The following is a 20,092-nucleotide window of genomic DNA, read 5'->3' on the forward strand; positions in this document are numbered from 1 at the left end:
TATTTCCGAACCAATGAGATTTTTTGAACGAAGTTCATCAATTTAGAAATCTTACCCTCTGATAAATATCAATGAGAGGAAAAATAAAACCATTTGCCCTCTCAACCCCTCTCAATGAACGTTGTTTAAATAATAATGAGTATTATTCTCATTCACAAAGGAGAGAACCCCAGATGATGCCTTCGAAACGCACGCTTTCATTCGTACTTTCACTTGGCCTTGTACTGAATTATTGTACACTGCTCAAGCCAGAAAAATCTGATTCCAATATGCTCGCCGTACTAGCCTTAGCTGGTAGCGCCCCAAACCAAACTGCTTTTTTGGAAACCTACTCCCAGATTGCTTTTCAAAATTATAGCGATGCTTACGCAGATGTAGTGGCCCTTAGGCAAAAAGTGACCGCTTTTACCGCCAAAGCTTCCCCTTCCCTTTCGGAGCTTAACGAAGTAAAAACTTACTGGAGAAAAGCCAGACGGAGTTACTTACAAACAGAAGTCTTCCGTTTTAGCAAAGGCCCCATCGACAACCCAGCACTCACTGATGGTGTTGAACTAGAACCACTTATGAATGCTTGGCCATTAGATGAGGGATATATTGATACGGTGATCCTCACAGGCACCATCACTAAACAAGGATTAATCGATGCAAACGCGGGAGACTGTGCTACTGGAACTTGCCCTGATGGGGATTCCGCAAAAAACATTTCTGTAGGTTGGCATGCGATCGAATACCTTTTGTGGGGAGCAGATGCGGCCAATAACTTCACACCAGGGAATACAATTACACAAACGAATTTTACAACAGCAAATGGAAGTGGGAATGCAGCAGCGAAACGTTCAGCATATCTTCTATATGCCACTGAAATTCTGGAAGCTCACCATCTACAACTGAAAAATGCATGGAATCCTTCGCTTTCCACTTCTTATGTTTCTAAATTCAAATCCAACTCTTCTTCATTTGAAAACATCCTTCGAGGAATTGCTCGTTTTTCCGGTGGAGAATGGGGTGGAGAAAGAATGACAGGTGTGTTTGGTGGTGAACAAGAAGAAGAACATTCTTGTTTTTCAGACAATACAAAAGCAGACTTTTATTATGATGCGAAAGGCCTTGATAATCTTTTTAACGGAACTTATACAGGTTCTCAAACCATTAGTGGTTACGGTTTAAAAAATCTTTTGGGTAATGAATCTAGTTATATCAAGGAAAGAATCGCCACTGCAGAATTATTTTGTCTCAATGAATTTACAGAAGATGTTTCCTTAAACCAAGCTTGTAATAGTTCCATTGTTTCCAGTCGATTTGATCGTATGATTGCGACAGTAAACGTCTCTGGTTCAGCAACAGAAAATGCTGATTACAACATCTTCCGATACCAAATCCAACCTGCAGTACAAGAAATAGCGAAAGCTCTACAAAGATCTGCAGCAAGTTATGGTGTCTCCATTGGAGATGATGGTTTAGTTCTCGAATAAAAGAAAAATAAAAAATAGAAAAATGAAATTGAAACACCTTATCCTAATCGCAAGTCTTGGATTGATATTCCAATGCAAAAAAAATGATGATGACCAAACAAATACTGCCCTAATCCTTGCTGCTATTATATCCTCCCCACAATGTTATATGGGAGATTTTTTAAATGATCCATGCGAACAATACAGCGGTGGAGACACAACCACCTTTGATTCTACAGAATCTGCTTTTGACTTAGAAGCTGCAAACGTTGTGGATTCTAGGCGTTCCATCGACTTCCAAGATGGAAATGCAAACTTCAATCGTACTTGGCTTCCCGCAGGGAATTCCTCTGTGGCGGGCCTTGGTCCTGTCTTTAACAACCGTTCCTGTCAAGGATGCCATGTCAAAGATGGACGAGGGAGACCTCCTGCAGATGGAACAAGTTTTGCTTCCATGCTCATTCGTTTGAGTGTTCCAGGATCCAATCCGACCACAGGTGGTCCTCTTCCTATGAGTAACTTTGGTACTCAATTGAATACAGAAGGAATTTTGGAATTTGGAACCGGAACACAAATCCCAAAAGAAGGAACTGTTGTAATCACTTATACGGAAGAAGTTGGAAATTTCCCTGATGGAGAAAGTTATTCCTTACGTAAGCCAAGTTATACGATTACTTGGAATGTGGGAGGTGGAGCCACTCAAATCAATGTGGCAAATCCAGGACAACCCTACCATCCAACGAACAATGCTTCCGGTAGTTATTTAATATCACCAAGAACCGCACCAATGCTTCCGGGACTTGGACTCCTCGAAGCCATTCCAGAAGTTACGATTCGCTCAATTGCTGATGCGAACGACTCCAATGGTGATGGAATTTCCGGTAAACCTAATTTGGTCTGGGACACAACCCAAGCAAAATCCTTTCTCGGAAGATTTGGATGGAAAGCCAACCAACCTAATTTAACCCATCAAAATGCGAGTGCTTTTATCGGTGACATTGGACTCACTACTCCCATTTTTCCGAATGAAAATTGCGCCACTGGACAATCTGTGTGTTCGGCAAGCCCTTCTGGGAATGGGTCTAGTCCAGAAATTTCTACAGACCGTTTAGCGCGAGTTACATTTTACACAAGTTTAGTGAGTGTACCGGGAAGGAGGGGTTGGAAAACAGAAGATGTAAGAAGGGGAAAAGAATTATTCATTCAAATCGGATGTTCCTCTTGCCATATCCCTAGATTAAAAACGGGAGATCATTCCATTTCTGAAATTGCCAACCAAGAGATACGACCTTATACCGATTTACTTTTGCATGATATGGGTGACGGACTTAGCGACAACCGATCCGACTTTTTAGCAACAGGGAATGAATGGAGAACCACTCCACTTTGGGGACTTGGACTGATCGAACGAGTCAATGGTCATGAACTTTTACTTCATGATGGAAGGGCACGAGGCATTCAAGAAGCCATCCTTTGGCACGGTGGAGAAGGAGAACAAAGTAAAAACAACTACAAACTCCTAACCAAAGAATCAAGAAGCAAAGTCCTTAGTTTTTTAAAATCTTTATGAAAGTAATGCAAATCCCATCAAAAATTTTTATCTTAGGCTTTTATCTATTGTTATACAATTGTGGGATCCCATCAGATAAGCCTTCCGAAAAAGCACAAATCCTTGGTTTAGTAGATACCTATCTAAAAACATATACCACATCCAGTTTGCTCACTGATATATCGAACAATCTCATCATTCCCAAATATCAGAACTTAGATAATAAAATTTCTGCCTTACAAACGGCCGCAACTACCTATACAACAACGCCCGATACTACAAATTTAAATCTTGTTCGTAATGCTTGGATAGAAGCTGATCTTGCTTATAAACAAATTGAATGGGCTTACTTTGGACCTGCTTATATTCCTTATAACGTATATTTATATTTGGATAGTTTTTCCAGAGCCTTTCCCATTGATCCGACAGCAATCGAAGCAAAAATCACTTCAAACTTAGCACCTAACGGCCTTAAAGTTGACGGACTTGATTCCGTAGAGTATTTACTTTTTAAAGACAATGTGACAACTACCAATACAGCATTTGCCGATACGAATCGAAGGACTTATCTCACAAAACTGATCCAAGATTTAAAAACCCAAACAAGTTTGCTTCTTTTTCATTGGGATAAATCCAGAACCTCTTCTTTTTATTATTCCTTTACGAATGCTGGAAAAGGAAGTCGTGATTACCCTAACACAAAAGACGGACTAACAGAACTCACGAACCAGATGGTATTTTTCTGTAACACCATCGTCGATATCAAAATTGCAGAACCATCTGGATTACGAGCCACGAATTTAGGTGTGAAAGATATTACAAAAGTGGAAACGCCATATGCAAATCTATCTCTTGATTCTTTGTTACAAAACTTACAAGGTTTATCTGATTTAGGAGACGTTGGGTTTTATAAATTTTTAAGTCTTAGAAGTGAGACTGTAGTCCCAAGACTTAAAGAACAAATCAAAGTCACAAGTGCATCTGTCACTTCTGTAAAAACTAAATACGGAACCTTCCAAAATGCGATTACCACTGGGAATAACGATGTGGAATTGATGTTAACTGAATTTAAAAAACTAAGAGTTCTCATCACAACAGAAGTGATCAGTTCCCTTGGAGGAACCATCGGAGTTAGCTCAAATGATGGGGATTAAAAACTTATTACAGCCTGTATCCTCACTTTCTTTACATTTTTTTAGGATTGGTTATGGATTTGCGACCACCATTTTAATCTTTAGGTATTTCTATTACGGGTGGATTCATTCATATTTCATCAAACCTAGTTTTTTCTTTAAACATTTTGGCTTTGAATGGATCCAACCTTTACCTCCATTCTTCACCTATCTACTATTTGGTGTCCTACTCGTTACCGCATTGGGAATTTTTCTCGGATATTTTTTGAGGTTTAATCTTTTTGTATTTACGATTGGATTCACATGGTTTCATTTTTCCGATTCAACTATTTATCTAAACCATTATTACTTAATCTCTCTACTTGGTTTTTTATTATGGTTATCTCCAGTAAGTAAATCCACGTTTCCCATATGGCAATGGAAAGTTTGGATTATTAATACAAAACCCATTCCAAAATTTTGGCTTTATGCCTTTCGTTTACAAATGGGTCTAATTTATTTTTTTGGTGGAGTTGCCAAACTCCAACCAGATTGGTTATTCGAAGCCCTTCCCTTAAAACTTTGGTTGTACCAATCGGAAGGAAAATTTCCTCTCTTAGATCCTATTCTTGGCCTTCCTGTAACTGCCTATGTTTTTTCTTGGATCGGTGTAGTCTTTGACTTAAGTATTCCTTTTTTACTTTGTTCCAAACGTTTTCGCTTTTTTGCTTGGTTTGTTGTTCTATTCTTTCATTCCTTTACATCCTTTCTTTTTCCCATTGGAGTTTTCCCAATTGTCATGAGTATCTCTTCTCTTATTTTCTTTGCTCCTGATTGGCCTCTTCGTTTTACCAATCGATTTTTAAATAATAACCAAAAAATCTCAGCAATCCGACAAACAAACAATCGTACAAAGAACCAAGATCAAAACGTCGGATCAGATTTCGGATTTGGATTTAAATACTATATTTTACTCACCTATCTTTTGTTACAAGTAACGATCCCATTTCGGCATATTTATTATCCCGGACAAGTGATTTGGACAGAAGAAGCGATCAAATATTCCTGGCAAGTGATGGTCGCAGACAAGGTAGGGTCGGCCACTTTTATATTAAATGGCAAATCAATTAATCCCAAAGATACACTCACCGAATACCAATATAGAATGATGACCATCCAACCAGAACATATCCTGCAATTTGCGAAGTATTTACAACGAAGAGAATATGAAAGTTCTGGGTTAAAAGATGTTCCAGTCTACGTCCAGTCCGATGTGTCAATCAACGGAAAACCTTCGAAACCACTCTTTCCACCTAATGAAGATCTAACGAAGATCAAAATCAATTTTTCCCCTCTAAAAGGACTGCTTCGATGAAGTATCAATGCGTAAAACTAACTCTCTTTTTCCATATACTCTTCTTTTTAAGTTTAGAGATTCAATCCCAAACCAATCCGGAGGAAAATGAACCAAAACCACAAAAAAACGAAGGGATTCATGTCATTGGAAGTAAAAAGGAAGATCTAAAAAAAATTCCAGGATCGGCATACATCATCGATAAAAAATATCTAGAAGAGGCATCCCCCACAGATCCAATGGAAGCTCTAAGGAGATCTCCTGGTGCAAGTGTCCGTTTCCAAGATGCGGCAGGACTCACACCAAACATTGGTTTTAGGGGGGTGAGTAACGAAGAATCAAGGAAAACTCTTATTTTAGAAGACGGAATTCTAACATCTCTATCTCCCTACGGCCAACCTGAAAGTTACTACTCCCCTTCCATTGAAAGAATGGAAAGGATTGAAATCGTAAAAGGGTCCGGTTCTATTTTATTTGGACCAAATACGATTGGAGGGATTGTTAACTTTGTCACCAAACGTCCACCAGTTGAATCTACATTTTATACAAAGAATGTGGGGGGTGAAAACGGATACCTATCTACTTACAATTCCTATGGAAAAAGTTTTGGTTCGAGTGCGTTCGAAGTGTCTTTACTCAGAAAACAGGGTAATGGATTTCGCAACTACCAAAAATTTGACGTCACAGAAGGGAATGTCAAATGGATCCAAGACTGGAATGAAAACCACAGCACTACGATTAAATTGGGTTACCATGTACAAAATGCCCAGTCCACCTATTTAGGGCTTTCACAAGGATTGTTTCGGTTGGATCCAAAAATCAATCCGGCCGAATACGATGAAAAACAATTAAACCGATCCCAATCGGTCATTTCTCATAATTGGAAACTATCCGATGATCATACCCTCATCATTAGAGGGTATTTTTCGCAAGCGGAACGGAACTGGGCAAGACAAGATTTTTTATCCGGCAAATCTTCGTCAGGTGGTTATCTGAACGCTCCACAAGATACACTCCGCACATACTCACCAGGGATCATTGGAAATCGACCTGGAGATACAATTTATATGCGTGAATCTTACATCAGTCGAGACCAATCCTTTATGGTTGGTGGTGTAGAAACAAAACTTGAATCTAAGTTTTCTACATTGGGGCTCAAACATGAAACTGACCTTGGGGTTCGAATCCACGGCGAAAATAATCTCACCCAAACCAACGTAAAAAAAACAGATGATCCTTTGGGTTATCTTTCCAAAACAATTATCCAAGAAGAATCTCTTCTCACAAACATCGCACAACCGGCTCTGCCCAATTTTAACCTTAACAGACAAGAAAGAAAAATTGAGTCCTTTGCTGCTTACTTCCAGGATCGAATCCAACTTTCAGAAAACTGGAAACTCATACCCGGTGTTCGGTATGAAGAAGTGAGACAAAAAGCCATCACAACAAGAAGGCAAGCAACTACCGAAGACTATCGGTTAGGTGCCGTTCTACCAAATGATATTTCTGTAAATCGTCGTAGTTCCAGTGAATCAAGAACTCACATTGTCCTCCCTGGACTTGGAATTACCTACGATATCACCAAAAAATTCATTTGGTTTTCAGGAGCTCATAAAGGTTTTTCCCCTCCCACATTTGGAACCTCTTTCAGTCCTCAAGGAAATGACTACCGCCTAAAACCAGAAACATCAACTAATTACGAAACAGGAGTTCGAGGAGAAATCACCTCCTACTTGTATACAGAACTTGTTGGATACAAAATGTACTTTCGGGATCAAATCATCAACGTAAACGAAGTTGGTGGAGAAAATGGAATTCGGCCAGCAAATACTGGTTATTCGACTCATACAGGAGGAGAATCTGTAATTGTTTGGGATCCTGCAAAAATGCAAAAATCAGAATGGAGAGTTCCCATCGAATTGATTTACTCTCGGATCGAAGCCAAATCTAGAAGTTTCAATCCATTTCCAGTTTCACAAACCAGTGATGGTAAAGAAACAATAGAGGTTTTGCCGGCCTATACAGTAAACAACTACCAATACATTTCCTCAGATACAACAGGGAACTATTTACCTTATGTACCAAAAGAAACCATTACAACCGCAATCAGTGTTTCTTCCCCTCAAGGTTATTATGGGCGTTTGGAATACCAATACATTGGAAAACAGTATTCTGATTTACTCAATACAAAAGATGAATCCGAAGATGGCAACAAAGGAATCATTCCCAAAGTTGAACTTTGGAATACTAGTTTAGGTTACCGATCTCCCGAGAAATGGTCTGTGTTTATCAATGCAAAGAACATTCAAGATAAACAATATGTTTCAGGAAGGTTGCCAACAGGAATCCAACCAGGACCGTTTCGGCAAATCAATGTTGGATTCACTTTAGAACTATAATCGTTTTGAATGATAGAAAATGCTTCTTGTAATGAAGTGTTTTTCTATAAAACAAGAGTCGCTAAAAATACTTTCCAACCCGATCATAATTACCGAGTGCCGAAATAATGGTTGTCTCTTCCCAAACATCAAGAACGGCACCATTGTCCCGCATATAAACCAATACATCCCCTCGGTCCAAAGTGGGGATTTTTGTTAACTCTCGTAGTACAAGCGATAAACGATCAGGATTTCTTTTATTGGGAGAAAGTTCTGCTTCTGACTTAAAATTAAACCTTTCCCCCAAATCTTGACAAAAGGTTTCCCAAACACGAATTGACTCCAAGATGGATTCCAAACGGATACGATTTTCCATTTCCTTTGCGGTTTGTTCTCCGGACTTTTTGATTCCAGAAACCATCATCATTCGTAAATAATAATAGAGAGTATGGCTATTTAACAAAATTTTACGAATTTCATTTTCACGAAGATTAGAGAAGATACCAAGTAAAGTCTGCATTGTCAGATTCTTTTCTTCTAAAAGATCAAAATAGGCTTCCCAGGTTTGAGGATCTAAATTAGACAAAAGGTGTATTTTTAAAGTGGGGTCCCTATCCATCTCTTCTGCTAAAGATAAAATTCGTAAACTTTGAGCAGAATTGAATAAAGTCCGGACTTGTAAAAAATAGGAATTGGAATCAAAGTTACCGGATAAAAATTGTTTCCCATACCCAAAATAAATAAACTTCATCAGAAGTTCTGGTGTTAGGCTGTCGTCGTTCAAAAAACGTTTGGAACCTTCCTCGGAACGAAGAAGCCATAAATATTCAAAAACTAAATCACAAAATTCATCTTCAACTAACATATGGTCAGCCAAAGATTTTAAATCCGCGCCTTGTTCGATGGATTGGAAAAAATCTAATAGTTCACCGGGAGATGCATTTTTCCAAAACTCTGATGCCTTCCATCGCATCCCCAAGTTGTATTCTGCCAATTTGGTTATGTCAATTGAATTTTAGAAAGATTCAAAATCATGAATATTAGTATAAATTCCAATAACTGCTTCGTAATAAAGAATCACAAATTTTACCATTGGCACCAGGATTTAAAACAAGCACTTTGTCATCTGAATGCGGAATAGCGTATATTTTTCCGTTAGGTGCATAGACGGCATCTCCCCATTTATTAAAGGTAGCAACACCTGAACTATAAGTGGTAGAAGTGAGATTATCTGGGTCAATGGCTATGATTTGGTCAATGTCTGCAGGAATGCCATAAATTTTACCGTCTGCGGCTAAAATTCCACCTCTCCACTTGGAAGTAAAAGAAATTGGTGATGGCCATAAACTCATGGAATCATTATTTGGATCGATGATTAAAAAATCAGAATCGTCTGCGGCCATGGAAAATATTTTCCCGTTAGGTGTTACAACTCCATGTCTCCATTTATTATTAACATTGAATGTTTTAGGTTGAGGGAGAAGATAACTTCGTTCCGAATATGGATCTAAAACAAAAATGTAATTGGACACAACAGGGAAAGCATAGATTTTTCCGTTCGGTGCGAGAACCCCTCCTTCCCACATATTAGTCTCTGAAAGTGGCGAAGGTATGGTACGAACCGTATCTGTTCTGGGATCAATCACAAGTATTTTTGAAGAAGCCATTGGGATTCCATAAATTAAACCATTGGGGGCAAGAACTCCTCCCCGCCACTTATTTCCACCGGTTTCGGGAGAATCAATCGTATAACTTTCGTTTGTTTTTGGATTGATGACTAAGATTTTGTCAGCATTTCTTGGGATGGCATATATTTTTCCATTCGGAGCAAGTACTCCCCCTTCCCATTGTCCAGAGCCACTCATTCCAGTTGCGTAAGAGAAAGTTTCATTCGTATTTGGATCCAGGACTAAATACTCAGATTGGTTGAATGGTATGGAATAAATCTTTCCATTATCCGCAAGAACTCCACCGAGCCACTTCGCTGCACCAGTATATGGTGGGATAAAAGTGGTAGAACTAACACCAGTAGAACCAAGTGCCGCTTGTTTTTTCATTTCGGCGGATACATACTTCCAACGTCTCGGTTGGATCACTGCTAAAGGATCCATTTCGCAGATGGAACGATTGGGTGCAACAGAACCACAATACTCTCTATCATCATCTACAAGTATCCGCGCCAAATAAAAATCCTGGAAAGATTCCGATCCAGGGTCACATCCGTTTTCTAAATTGGGCAGTTTACAAGAAAGAAAAATAAGGCAGGAGAACAGATAGAACCAAAACAGAATGGGTGTGGTAGAGGGTTTCAATTAGGTAGAACTCACTCGGAATGAAACTAACGATCGACACGTAAATTGTCAAACGAAAGAAATTTACTAATTGGTCCTTAGGAGGATAACGTAAGAGAGACGGTAGTTTTAGAATTTAAATTTTGATTTCCATTCCCTTCCTTAAAATTTTGGAAAATCAGGTTGCTTGATTCTCATAAGCAGGTCACCTTTGGAAAGGGACTCTCGGTATGGAAGTTTTACCAATGAAAATTCATAGTTTTTTTCCCTCCGCAACCTTACTGCCTTACGTTCAAAAATATTTGATTATAGAATCAGAAAATGAAATAGAAAACAATATCCTTCCAAATCCAAACCTTGTTTTATCCTTCCGATTGAGAGGGATTCTACGGTCCGAAGAAAACAATTCTGTCTTTGATTTACCTCGTGTGGGACTTGCTGGATTCAGAAAATCAGCAAGGAAAATCTTTTACTCCAAAAATTCTTCAGCACTACTCGTCATCCTTTCACAAATCGGAGCTTCCGCATTTTTCAACGGACCAATATCCGAGTTTTATGGAAAAACCGTTAGTTTAGAAGATCTGGTTCCAAAGCCCGCAATTGATACTATCGAAGAACAACTGCTTGGTTGTAATTCCCATAGAGAAAGAATTGAGCTAATCGAAAATTTTTTACTACAAATCAGAAAAGACAGAACACTCGATCCCATGATCGCAGAGACATTATTTAAAATACAAAAATCCCAAGGAAAAATCAAAATTGGCGAGATCAAACAAGGCCTTCCGATAAGCCTTGATTCTTTAGAGAAAAAATTTAAAACCTCTATCGGAACCACACTCAAACATTTTTCAAACCTTTTAAGGATTCGGTCTGCTATATCCTCCCATTCCAAAGAAACGAACCTAACAGACCTAGCAAACAATGCAGGATATTTTGACCAGTCCCATTTCAATAAAGAATTCAAAATCTTCACAGGTTCATCACCCAAAGAATATTTCAAACATCCACAAAACTGGTAACCCACCTTTCTTTTTCTGATTTTTTACAATTTTATCTCCTCACTTCACGGTATCCTATTCCATAACTGAGCGACCCAGGCCAAGAAACATATGAGGATACAATGAACCAAATTCTAATTGATCGATTCCAACTCCCGAAAGAATCAAAAGAACCCTTTTTAGCAAGAGTCCAAATCAATCGTGATTTTATCAAAAACATAGAAGGATTTATGGGAGACCAAGTTTTTATCCGGGAAGAAAACAGTGGGATTCAATTTGTAACCATCGCCACTTGGAAAGACAAAGAAAGTCTCGAAAATGCAAAAACATTAGTAGTTGCGGAATACCAAAAACAAGGATTTGTGATGCCGGAATTTTTAAAATCACACTCAATCCAAATCGAACGAGAAATTTACGAACCTTTCACATAACCTTTTCAAGATTGTTTAGCCAAATTAACTACTGTTTGATTTTTTAAAACAAACAGTAGTTAATGATACTATATAAAATTAATTTCTGGTGATCCAAATATCAGGGTTCGATTCCAATGAGGATCGATAAACAGATCATTCTTCCGAATGATCTGCAAACGCTCAAAAGTAACAAAAATCAATGTAAGCCTACCATCTATCGTTTTTTGAATATGGAACGAGGACTTACGAAACGGGAAGTATAAATTTCACTCGCAACTAGCAGTCATTATTTTAGAAGATCCAGTATTATTAGAAACTCCTACAAAACGATTGTTTCCGAAAGTAATCGTTTTCCATGCGATTTGCTCTGGGGCAAGTTGCGCTTTCCAATTGATTCCGTCTTCTGATGTCATAATCCGATTGGTTCCATCTTGAGATACCGCGACGAACAGTCCATTTCCATAAGTAACAGAAATCCAAGTGTTACCTTCAGTTGCAGACCGCGGTGTCCAAGTGATTCCATCCGGAGAGGTCATCACCCGATTGGTTCCGGTTCCAGCAACTGCCACAAATTGACCATTGCCATATACAACTGAGTACCAAGTATTCGTTTCAACATCAGTACGGGCCGTCCAAGTGATCCCATCCGGAGACGTCATCACTTTTCCCGATGCCCCTAATGCTACAAAAATTCCGTTACCATACGTTACTTGCGACCAAGAATTTAGAGGCACATTACGAGATGTCCAAGTGATTCCTTCGGGAGAACTCATCACTCGATCCGTACCATTAGTGGAAACAGCCACAAACGTTCCATTACCAAAAGTTACACTTTGCCAAGTATTTAATGATGCTGCAGTTCGATCTGTCCAATTCGCACCATCCGGCGAGGACATAACCTTATTGGTTGCAGAGGGAGATGTAGTAACATAGAGACCATTTCCATGAGTAATAGAAATAAAAGATCCAGTTTCCGAAGTAGTATGCCCTGTCCAAGTGATTCCATCAGAGGATACCATCGCTGCAGTAGTTCCGTTTGCCGCTATTGCCACAAAACGATTGTCCCCGAATGTGACGGACATCCATCCATTGGTTTCCGGAGGGGTTCGTAAGGTCCAGTTAAGTGTTTTATTCTGACATCCTAAACTCCCTGTATTGTTTGCCGAAGCCAAAGCTCCCAGCAAAAGTAAAGACGAAGAATCGTCTTTCTCCGACTTTGGAGTACAACCAATTGCGGAAATAATAAGCATACTTGATAAAAGAACAGTGCGAACGATTTTTCTCATTTTTGGGATACCAACATAATTTTTAAGCCTTATTATTCGAATTTACTAATGGACTGTCAAATCGCAATTTATGCATTTAACATAATTAGGCAAAAAAGGACACAGCAACTTAGATTCAGCTCTTGCTGAGTTTTTTACCTATTTTGTCTAAAATTTTGCTACAGATGGTTCCAAACGATTCCACCACGGCCTCTAACTATCATCAAACTCGCGAAAGAAAAATTTGCCTCTGGTATCAAATAGAATCATTCCGAAGGAATGATTCTATTCCACCAACGTTCCATTAGGTTGGGTTCTAGGCTTCGGTCGCAAAGTGCGACCGCTTCTCACCCTTCAAAAGAAAACAATTAAGGTTCAGTGATTTTATATTTGTTCCAGCGCATACTTGTTTCAACGGAATGATCAACATTAGTGATCAAAGTAAGATGAAATAATCTACGTGTATTCGGCTCTTTCTCAAAACATTGATTTTGGCTTCTATAATATTCGAAGACTTTCGTGGCATGATGCCAATCACAGTAAAATACTTTTGCTGGCTTATCTATTTTAATAAAATTGCATCCATATTCATGTATCGTACAAGTAGTTCGATAGTAATAGCTAGGGGAAACTTGCCCATTCATTACTGAATGGTTAACACTTGTGAACGCATCTAGGTCTGTTGGTTTTTGACCTACAAGAAGTTTTAGATCTAAATAAACAGGAGATATGCGTTTTTTCGTTATGTTGAAATCAACGAACGATTGCGGTAGATTTGGTTTGCAATTGGAAGAAATATCATGCAATCGATATCTACCCGAAAATGAAATATCGCTAACGAGATTTTGTATAGAAATTGTGCGATTCCAAATATTTCCTGAGATAATTTGACTTCTATCTTGCCCCAAATTATTCTTAATTTCGATAGTTTCTTCATAATCTGATACCTTTTTTCCGCAGGACATATAACTTAAGTCCATATTTTGCGAACTCATTCGAATCGGTTGATTGATTGCTCGATTCAAAAGATAACTATTGGTATAATTCCCTACTAGGGAAACAAATGGCAATGGATATTTCACATCATTGTAGCCATGCACAAATCCAGGCTGGTTTAAATGCTCAATGTTAGTTTGCACTTGGAAACTTGTATGTTCAGCCGATTGAACTTCAAACTCCCTTTCATAGCCAGACAAATTAGATGCAATTGGCCCATAGAATTTCCCGTTGTTTTGGTTGATAATGTAATAATTGATCTGCTTGTCATTATTCAAAAAAAAGACAAACTGAGAACTTTGATCTATTTTAAATTTATTTAGATATTGGTAACCTGATAATACCTTTCGATCAGTTTCAATTAAATTTCCTGTTGGCTTGTCGATTCGATACAGTATAAGATTATAAAATTGAAGTTGTGGATAATCTACATAAACCACAACCATATAATTTCCATCTGCAGTAATTTCAAAATTCAGGATTAAATTACCTGCTTCCAAAACATTACTTTTCATTTTCAGATTTCCATTCGATGGATTAACTTCGCATTTGGTTATATTAAATTCATTACCAGGATATAAATAGTAACAAAATTTTCCTTCTGGATGAAATCGGAAATTATACAAAGTGAAATAATGCAAATCCAAAGATTGCGGAGATTGGTCTATTTCTAAAGTCTCTGCATTCAATCTATAAATCGGATTTTGATTCAAAAAATCTCCGTTAGCAATATAAATAGATTGATTGAATCCATTATATACCATTTCAAATCCCATGCCATACACTATTGCAGATTCTTTATCAAAGATAAGAGTTCCATCAGATTGGATTATATACTTACTTATTCGATAACCATAATCCCCGTTTAAAATATACAAATTCCTCCCGTCGTCGGAAATTATAAAAGATTCCAAATATGGAACATTGATTCTTTGCAATAAATGGGCAGGAACTGCTTCGGAAGAAAAAACAGATATTGAATTTTCGATTCCATTTTTATATCCTTGTACATAAAATACTCTCGGGATTTTTCCCCATTTCAAATTCTTAAGCAATGTTCCGTCAGACACAGATGTCATATTAATGCTTGATGAATAAGCATTTACCAATTCTCCATTTATATCCAGAGACTGCAGATTAAAACTGGAACCATTAGACAAACCTGCGATGTACTTTGGTCTCTGGTGACCTGATTGAGTCACTCGAATTGGCCCAGCGGGTAATGATATATTTCCAGATGAATCTTTGATCCATAAATAGAAATCCTTGAAATTTCCATCTCCTCCCAATCGAGTAAACAAAGAATCGCCCAAAATTCTATCTGGCCTTATCTTACTATCATACGCAGATGGATTGGGCTTTATTGGTGAATATGTCATAAGATAACGAAATTCATTATTGATACTTTCTTCAGCTTCAAAATAGAAAATTCCATAGTTAAGAGATGTAATCGGTTTAGATAACAATTCAAATTTTGATATCACCGGTGGTGTTATATCCGAACTATCCATTTTTGTATTATAGATAAGCTCAAATAGATCATCCTTTCCATCACCATCAGAATCTGCAAGGGAAGGATTTGAGTTACAATTATAATCATGCCAAGGCTTGTATAAACATTCATTACTAGATTCAATAATATCTGTTATACCATCGTTATCCGAATCTAAACCTGTTTCGATCCGGTAAATATCGGGAAGACTTAAAGCACCTTCAGCATTTCTAGCATAAATTGCGTAATAGTAAGTTGAATTTGGATCTAAACCAGTTTCTCTAAATCCAATATTTTCTATTTCCGAAATGTTTGGAGAAACACCATCCTCAACGGACGAAGGTGGAAAATTCTTTTTTCGACGCACTATTATATTTTCAAATCTTGGATCTTTGGTATACGTCCATAAAAATGTAGCAGAATCACTTCCTGCAGCCGCCAATGTTATATAAAAAAAATTTTGAACGTAGCGGTAATTGTTTTGCGTCAAACAACTAGCTACCCCTAAATCGTTCGGCTTCACAACTACCCAGTAATTTGTTTCGACTCCCGCATTTGAAGGTATACCTTGTCGGTTTCCATGCATTGTGACAACTTCGTTCTTTAAAAATTGTTTTTGATAAACCTTGTAATAACCAACGCCATCTGTTGTTGTTATTTGTTTATCTGTAAGGACCCACGAATTTGTGGTTAGCCACGTTGCATCCTGACTACCTCGACTATCATACATAACGTAAACAGTTATATCTTCAAAAGCAGTAAACTTTATATATTCGTTACCATTATAATATTTATGTTGGGAGAAAGGTCCGCAATCATCTGTGTTTGGTGACGGCGCCCCTCCATTACAGGTAGCAATCCCATAAGCTCCAGAAAAATCTAACGTTGAAAAATCGTTATTTGAGATTAACGTATAATTTCTATCTTTATAATATTTAAAGTGCTCATTGATTTGTGTCCAGACTGCACCCGAACTTCCGCTAATGGGCATTTCTTCCGAAAGACATGCTGGAGCTGCCGCGACTCCAGTACCTGCTAATTTTGGGACGGCAGTCAGAATAAAAGGAGTAAAATGGTCCGTTTTTGCAAATACTTTTCCTTTCTCTTGATCGACAACTATCTCGCGTAGTGGTTCCCATTGGTTTGAAATTTTGCTAAAATAGAAAACTTGAAACTCTTCTAAAAAACCAGCGCTCTCAAGTTCTTCTCTATTGTATGAATATTCTAATACGACGGGCTCAGAGAAAACGGCAGTTTTGATTGATGCGGAATCTATCTCTTCAGTTAGTTTTGTTTTTAGATCTATATCATATACTTTTCCAATCGGAACATTTAAACTACCAATTTGACTCGGTATTTCAATGTTTGATGTATTTACAGAAACAGACACATCTGGAGAATCAAAAAAAGTTCCCGTTGGAAGAGCCAAATTAGGCTGAGAAACGATATCGACTGGATCAGGCAACTCACCGTCATTAGCACTGATTCCAATAACAGCTAATACCGAATACCATGCACGATCAAATTTAGATTTTGGAATGAGGTATTGTGTACACCCGAAACAAAGGAGAAGTAGAAGATAGGCCGTTTTTTTCATATTTTTTCCGATACGAAAAAATAGAAAAAACACCAAAAAACGTCAAGTTAGTTTACGGGATATAACGGGAAAAAGGTGATTACTTATATTATAATTTATTAACCATACTTTTGACTGAAATAAAACACTTAGAAAACTATCTTATGAGCATTGAAGATAGTTTTTAGAATTTTATAATTAACTAAAATATTTTTACTTTAAAGACAACTCACATGGTATGGTGCGTTAAAAGTAATTAATTCGCCAACCCTGTTTCCCGAACCACTCCCCTCAACCCTAACTCGGGTGGGGGGGTTTGATGACTCGCGTTCACATTATGTCACTTTGGAAATCTCAAAGACAATACGCTGATCCTCATTTACGCTCCGGACATAAAAAACGTCGCTTGTTACGAGTGCGGTTTGTGAGCGAACATCGGTTTTTGGCCTAAGTTCTGACGACTTAGCTTTTATAATATACAACGTAGTCTAACGACAATTCTAACAAAAGTAATTGGGTTCCTTTATAAAAGAGGAACCCAACGGGTCTCACTATCAACTACTGAATATTTTTTTACGGAAAATATTCTGAGGCTACCTTGTTACGAATCAACCCTCTTCACGAGTTTTACTTTAGAAGTGCCTCTCCTTAGGTTAAGGACAACCTCTTCAGGTGCTCCCACCCAGATGGTTACCCGACAAACCTCGAAAGCGAAATTTCCCTGATTTTATTGAAATAGAATCATTCCGAGGGAATGAGTTTTTTCCACCAACGTTCCATTAGGTTGGGTTCTCGAATTTTGACAATTTGTCCAAACTTGGGAGTGAGAAGATCAATTTTATAAATCTCTGCTTGTTTCTCCAGTGATTCCGCAGGTTCGTACCAACTATGTAAGGATAGGTTGAACATCCCCCAGTGAACGGGCACAAGTCTTTTGCCTTTTAAATCCAAATGGGCTTTGGCAGTTTGTTCTGGCAAAACATGTACCGCTTCCCACATCGGATTGTATTGTCCATTTTCAATAAAGGTAAGATCAAAGGGACCAAACTTATCACCAATATCTTTAAAGTGCACATCGTATCCGGAGTCACCGCTAAAATAAAATCTTTCTTTTTCACCAATCACAGTCCAAGAAGACCATAAGGTTTTATTTCCATTGGTACCTCGTCTTCCCGAAAAATGTTGGGCCGGTGTACAAACAATTTTGATTTTTCCTAAGTCCAAAGTTTGCCACCAATCAAGTTCTGTTAGTCGATCATCTGATACACCCCACTCTTTGATATGAGAAGTAACCCCCAGAGGTGTGATGAACTTTGTATTTTTTGTTTCAAAAAACTTGATGGTTTGCATATCCAAATGGTCGTAATGATCATGAGAGATGATGATGTAATCAATTACCGGTAATTCTTCCAACTTTACAACAGCATCCTGGAATCGTTTGACCATAAAACTAAAAGGAGCAGCAGACTCAGAGAACACAGGATCAAAAAATAATATTTTTCCTTCTATATTCACAAGAAAGGTAGAATGTCCAAACCAGATAAATTTGATACTTTCATCAGGTTTCAAAAACTCTTTAAAATCAGGCTTTTCTTCTGGTAATCGAACATCTGGCCTTTGGTTTTTATCACCACCAAAGAAAAACTTAAAAAACAAAGAAAAGAAGTTTTGCCCTTCCCGCATCTTTTCCAAAACATCGGGTCTTCGGTTGACAAACTGATCCCGGTCCTTATCAAAATGAGTGGATTTTTTTATTTTTTCGTAATGATCCCCATCAGGATCTTTCCCAAAAGCACTACAATGGAATTGTGTCACTGCAAAAAATAACAATAAGGTAATCGTAAGTTTTTTCAAAATGTTCCTGCCAATAGATAACTTTTTTTAGACTCAATGGCAATTGAAGTTTTTAAAAAAATCTTCGTTTTTCAGCGAAGTTAGTCCTGAAATGATAGAACCGAAACAGAAATCTTGAAAATTCTGACCACCCCTGAAAAAGGGTAAATAAAAGAGAGATCGAATGGTTATCCCGACTCAGGCCCAAACAACCCCTAACAAACAAAAATGAGTTGTCTTTTGATTCAATTTTTTATCTCTATGTGCTATCTGTCCAAGTTTTTAATGAAACCCAAATCACTTCTTTTCAAAAATTTACAGATACAAACAAAATATAAATAACCCTTTACCAATCATATAGGATGGACATAGTAAAATGAAAAACCGAATCGGCGTGATCTTATTAATATGGGTCTCTTGTTATTCCCAACAAATCTTACCCTGCGAACCATTTGACCCAGTCCTTTTAAAACCGGTAGATACATCACGAGAAGATAAAGATTTTTTTGCTTTCAAACAAAAGTTAGAGAAAGCGATCCAAGAGAAAAACATCAAATTCATTGATTCGATAATTGATCCGCAGATTTCTTTTGCATTCTCCGAGGATGGAATGGGCAAAACAAAATTCTTAAAACATTGGAAACTAGATAAAAATCCAAAAAATCCAGAGTTTTGGAACAGGCTTTCCCAAACCATAAATCTTGGTTTCACATTTAAAGATAATATTTGGTCAGCTCCCTTTCTGTTTAACCAAACACCTGAATCCGTTGATATGTATAACTCATCACTCATCATAGGTAACACGGTCAATGTTCGAAATAAACCCACCAAAAAAGGAGCCATCCTAACGCAGCTTAGCTGGGAGTTTGTAAAAAATGAATATGATGAAACAAATACTAGCAACAAAGCACTTCCAGGAGAACCTTGTGTATGGAAAAAAGTATGTATTTCCGATGGGCAAATTGGATATATCTGCGAACAGTATTTGCGAGGTCCTCTTGATTACAGGGTAGGTTTTTCCAAAAAAGCAAACTCATGGTCGATGCTGTTTTTTGTGGAAGGTGGGGACTAACTAAAGTCGTACGAGTTACAAAAGGTGAACACTTTTAAAATAAAACCTCGGTTTTTCAGGAGTGACTTGTTCCATTGAACTAATTATGGTATAGGGGAAATTCGCACATCCCACGAGCCACACCCCTCCTCCCTAACTCGGGCGGGGGTTTGTGGACTCGCACTCTCATTATGTCACATTAGAAATCTCAAAAACCAAACACTGATCCTTACATTCCCTTCAGACATAAAAAAACCCCGCTAGAGATAGCGAGGTTTATGAGTGAACAATGGTTGTTTGGTTTTAAGTCATTTAGGACTTAGCTTTTACAAT

The 20,092-nt window shown here is 37.9% G+C and carries 13 protein-coding genes; 8 read left to right on the top strand and 5 right to left on the bottom strand.

From position 1 onward, the window contains the following. The first annotated feature begins 173 nt into the window (after window positions 1-173). From EHQ49_RS16590 to EHQ49_RS16610, 5 genes are read left to right on the top strand one after another with little or no spacing between them, the layout of a single operon-like run. Window positions 174-1,472 carry an imelysin family protein gene (locus EHQ49_RS16590; protein ID WP_244241518.1) on the top strand — a complete coding sequence of 433 codons (1,299 nt, stop codon included), beginning with the start codon at window positions 174-176 and terminating at the stop codon, window positions 1,470-1,472. Between the two features lie 22 nt (window positions 1,473-1,494). Continuing rightward, window positions 1,495-3,021 carry a di-heme oxidoreductase family protein gene (locus tag EHQ49_RS16595; RefSeq protein ID WP_135580728.1) on the top strand — a complete coding sequence of 509 codons (1,527 nt, stop codon included), beginning with the start codon at window positions 1,495-1,497 and terminating at the stop codon, window positions 3,019-3,021. Beyond that, window positions 3,018-4,154 carry an imelysin family protein gene (locus tag EHQ49_RS16600; RefSeq protein ID WP_135580729.1) on the top strand — a complete coding sequence of 379 codons (1,137 nt, stop codon included), beginning with the start codon at window positions 3,018-3,020 and terminating at the stop codon, window positions 4,152-4,154. Before EHQ49_RS16595 ends, EHQ49_RS16600 begins: the two co-directional genes overlap by 4 nt. Beyond that, complete coding sequence (locus EHQ49_RS16605) at window positions 4,144-5,487, top strand: HTTM domain-containing protein (protein WP_135580782.1); 1,344 nt, start codon at window positions 4,144-4,146, stop codon at window positions 5,485-5,487. The genes EHQ49_RS16600 and EHQ49_RS16605 overlap by 11 nt, the downstream gene beginning before the upstream one ends. Further along, the gene (locus EHQ49_RS16610) at window positions 5,484-7,865 is read left to right on the top strand and encodes a TonB-dependent receptor family protein (RefSeq protein WP_135580730.1); all 2,382 of its coding nucleotides are present in this window, start codon (window positions 5,484-5,486) and stop codon (window positions 7,863-7,865) included. Before EHQ49_RS16605 ends, EHQ49_RS16610 begins: the two co-directional genes overlap by 4 nt. A gap of 61 nt (window positions 7,866-7,926) precedes the next feature. Here the strand turns inward: EHQ49_RS16610 and EHQ49_RS16615 are convergent, their stop codons facing one another. Together EHQ49_RS16615 and EHQ49_RS16620 are read right to left on the bottom strand one after the other, a co-directional pair. Next, window positions 7,927-8,838, bottom strand: coding sequence for an LBF_1199 family protein (locus tag EHQ49_RS16615; protein ID WP_244241520.1), 912 nt, complete (start codon window positions 8,836-8,838; stop codon window positions 7,927-7,929). A gap of 46 nt (window positions 8,839-8,884) precedes the next feature. Then, complete coding sequence (locus tag EHQ49_RS16620; protein ID WP_244241521.1) at window positions 8,885-10,156, bottom strand: NHL repeat-containing protein; 1,272 nt, start codon at window positions 10,154-10,156, stop codon at window positions 8,885-8,887. A 209-nt stretch (window positions 10,157-10,365) separates the two neighbouring features. Between EHQ49_RS16620 and EHQ49_RS16625 the strand changes: the two genes are divergently transcribed. After that, on the top strand, window positions 10,366-11,154 hold the full coding sequence (locus tag EHQ49_RS16625; RefSeq protein WP_244241522.1) for a helix-turn-helix domain-containing protein: 789 nt from the start codon (window positions 10,366-10,368) through the stop codon (window positions 11,152-11,154). Window positions 11,155-11,255: 101 nt separating this feature from the next. Continuing rightward, window positions 11,256-11,564, top strand: coding sequence for an antibiotic biosynthesis monooxygenase family protein (locus tag EHQ49_RS16630; RefSeq protein ID WP_135580731.1), 309 nt, complete (start codon window positions 11,256-11,258; stop codon window positions 11,562-11,564). A 248-nt stretch (window positions 11,565-11,812) separates the two neighbouring features. On the opposite strand, the gene EHQ49_RS16635 is transcribed toward EHQ49_RS16630, so the two are convergent. The 3 genes from EHQ49_RS16635 to EHQ49_RS16645 form a co-directional block, all read right to left on the bottom strand. Next, window positions 11,813-12,832 (bottom strand): beta propeller repeat protein, encoded by a 1,020-nt coding sequence (locus tag EHQ49_RS16635; protein WP_135580732.1) that lies wholly within the window; start codon window positions 12,830-12,832, stop codon window positions 11,813-11,815. Between the two features lie 347 nt (window positions 12,833-13,179). After that, window positions 13,180-16,896 (bottom strand): fibronectin type III domain-containing protein, encoded by a 3,717-nt coding sequence (locus tag EHQ49_RS16640; protein ID WP_135580733.1) that lies wholly within the window; start codon window positions 16,894-16,896, stop codon window positions 13,180-13,182. Window positions 16,897-17,616: 720 nt separating this feature from the next. After that, a complete protein-coding gene (locus EHQ49_RS16645; protein WP_135580734.1) occupies window positions 17,617-18,729 on the bottom strand; it encodes an MBL fold metallo-hydrolase in 1,113 nt (370 codons plus the stop codon). A 355-nt stretch (window positions 18,730-19,084) separates the two neighbouring features. On the opposite strand from EHQ49_RS16645, the gene EHQ49_RS16650 reads away from it, so the two are divergent. Beyond that, window positions 19,085-19,780, top strand: a complete 696-nt coding sequence (locus tag EHQ49_RS16650; RefSeq protein ID WP_135580735.1) for an SH3 domain-containing protein — start codon at window positions 19,085-19,087, stop codon at window positions 19,778-19,780. Window positions 19,781-20,092: the final 312 nt, after the last annotated feature.

This window comes from Leptospira perdikensis (assembly GCF_004769575.1).
GTDB lineage: Bacteria > Spirochaetota > Leptospiria > Leptospirales > Leptospiraceae > Leptospira_A > Leptospira_A perdikensis.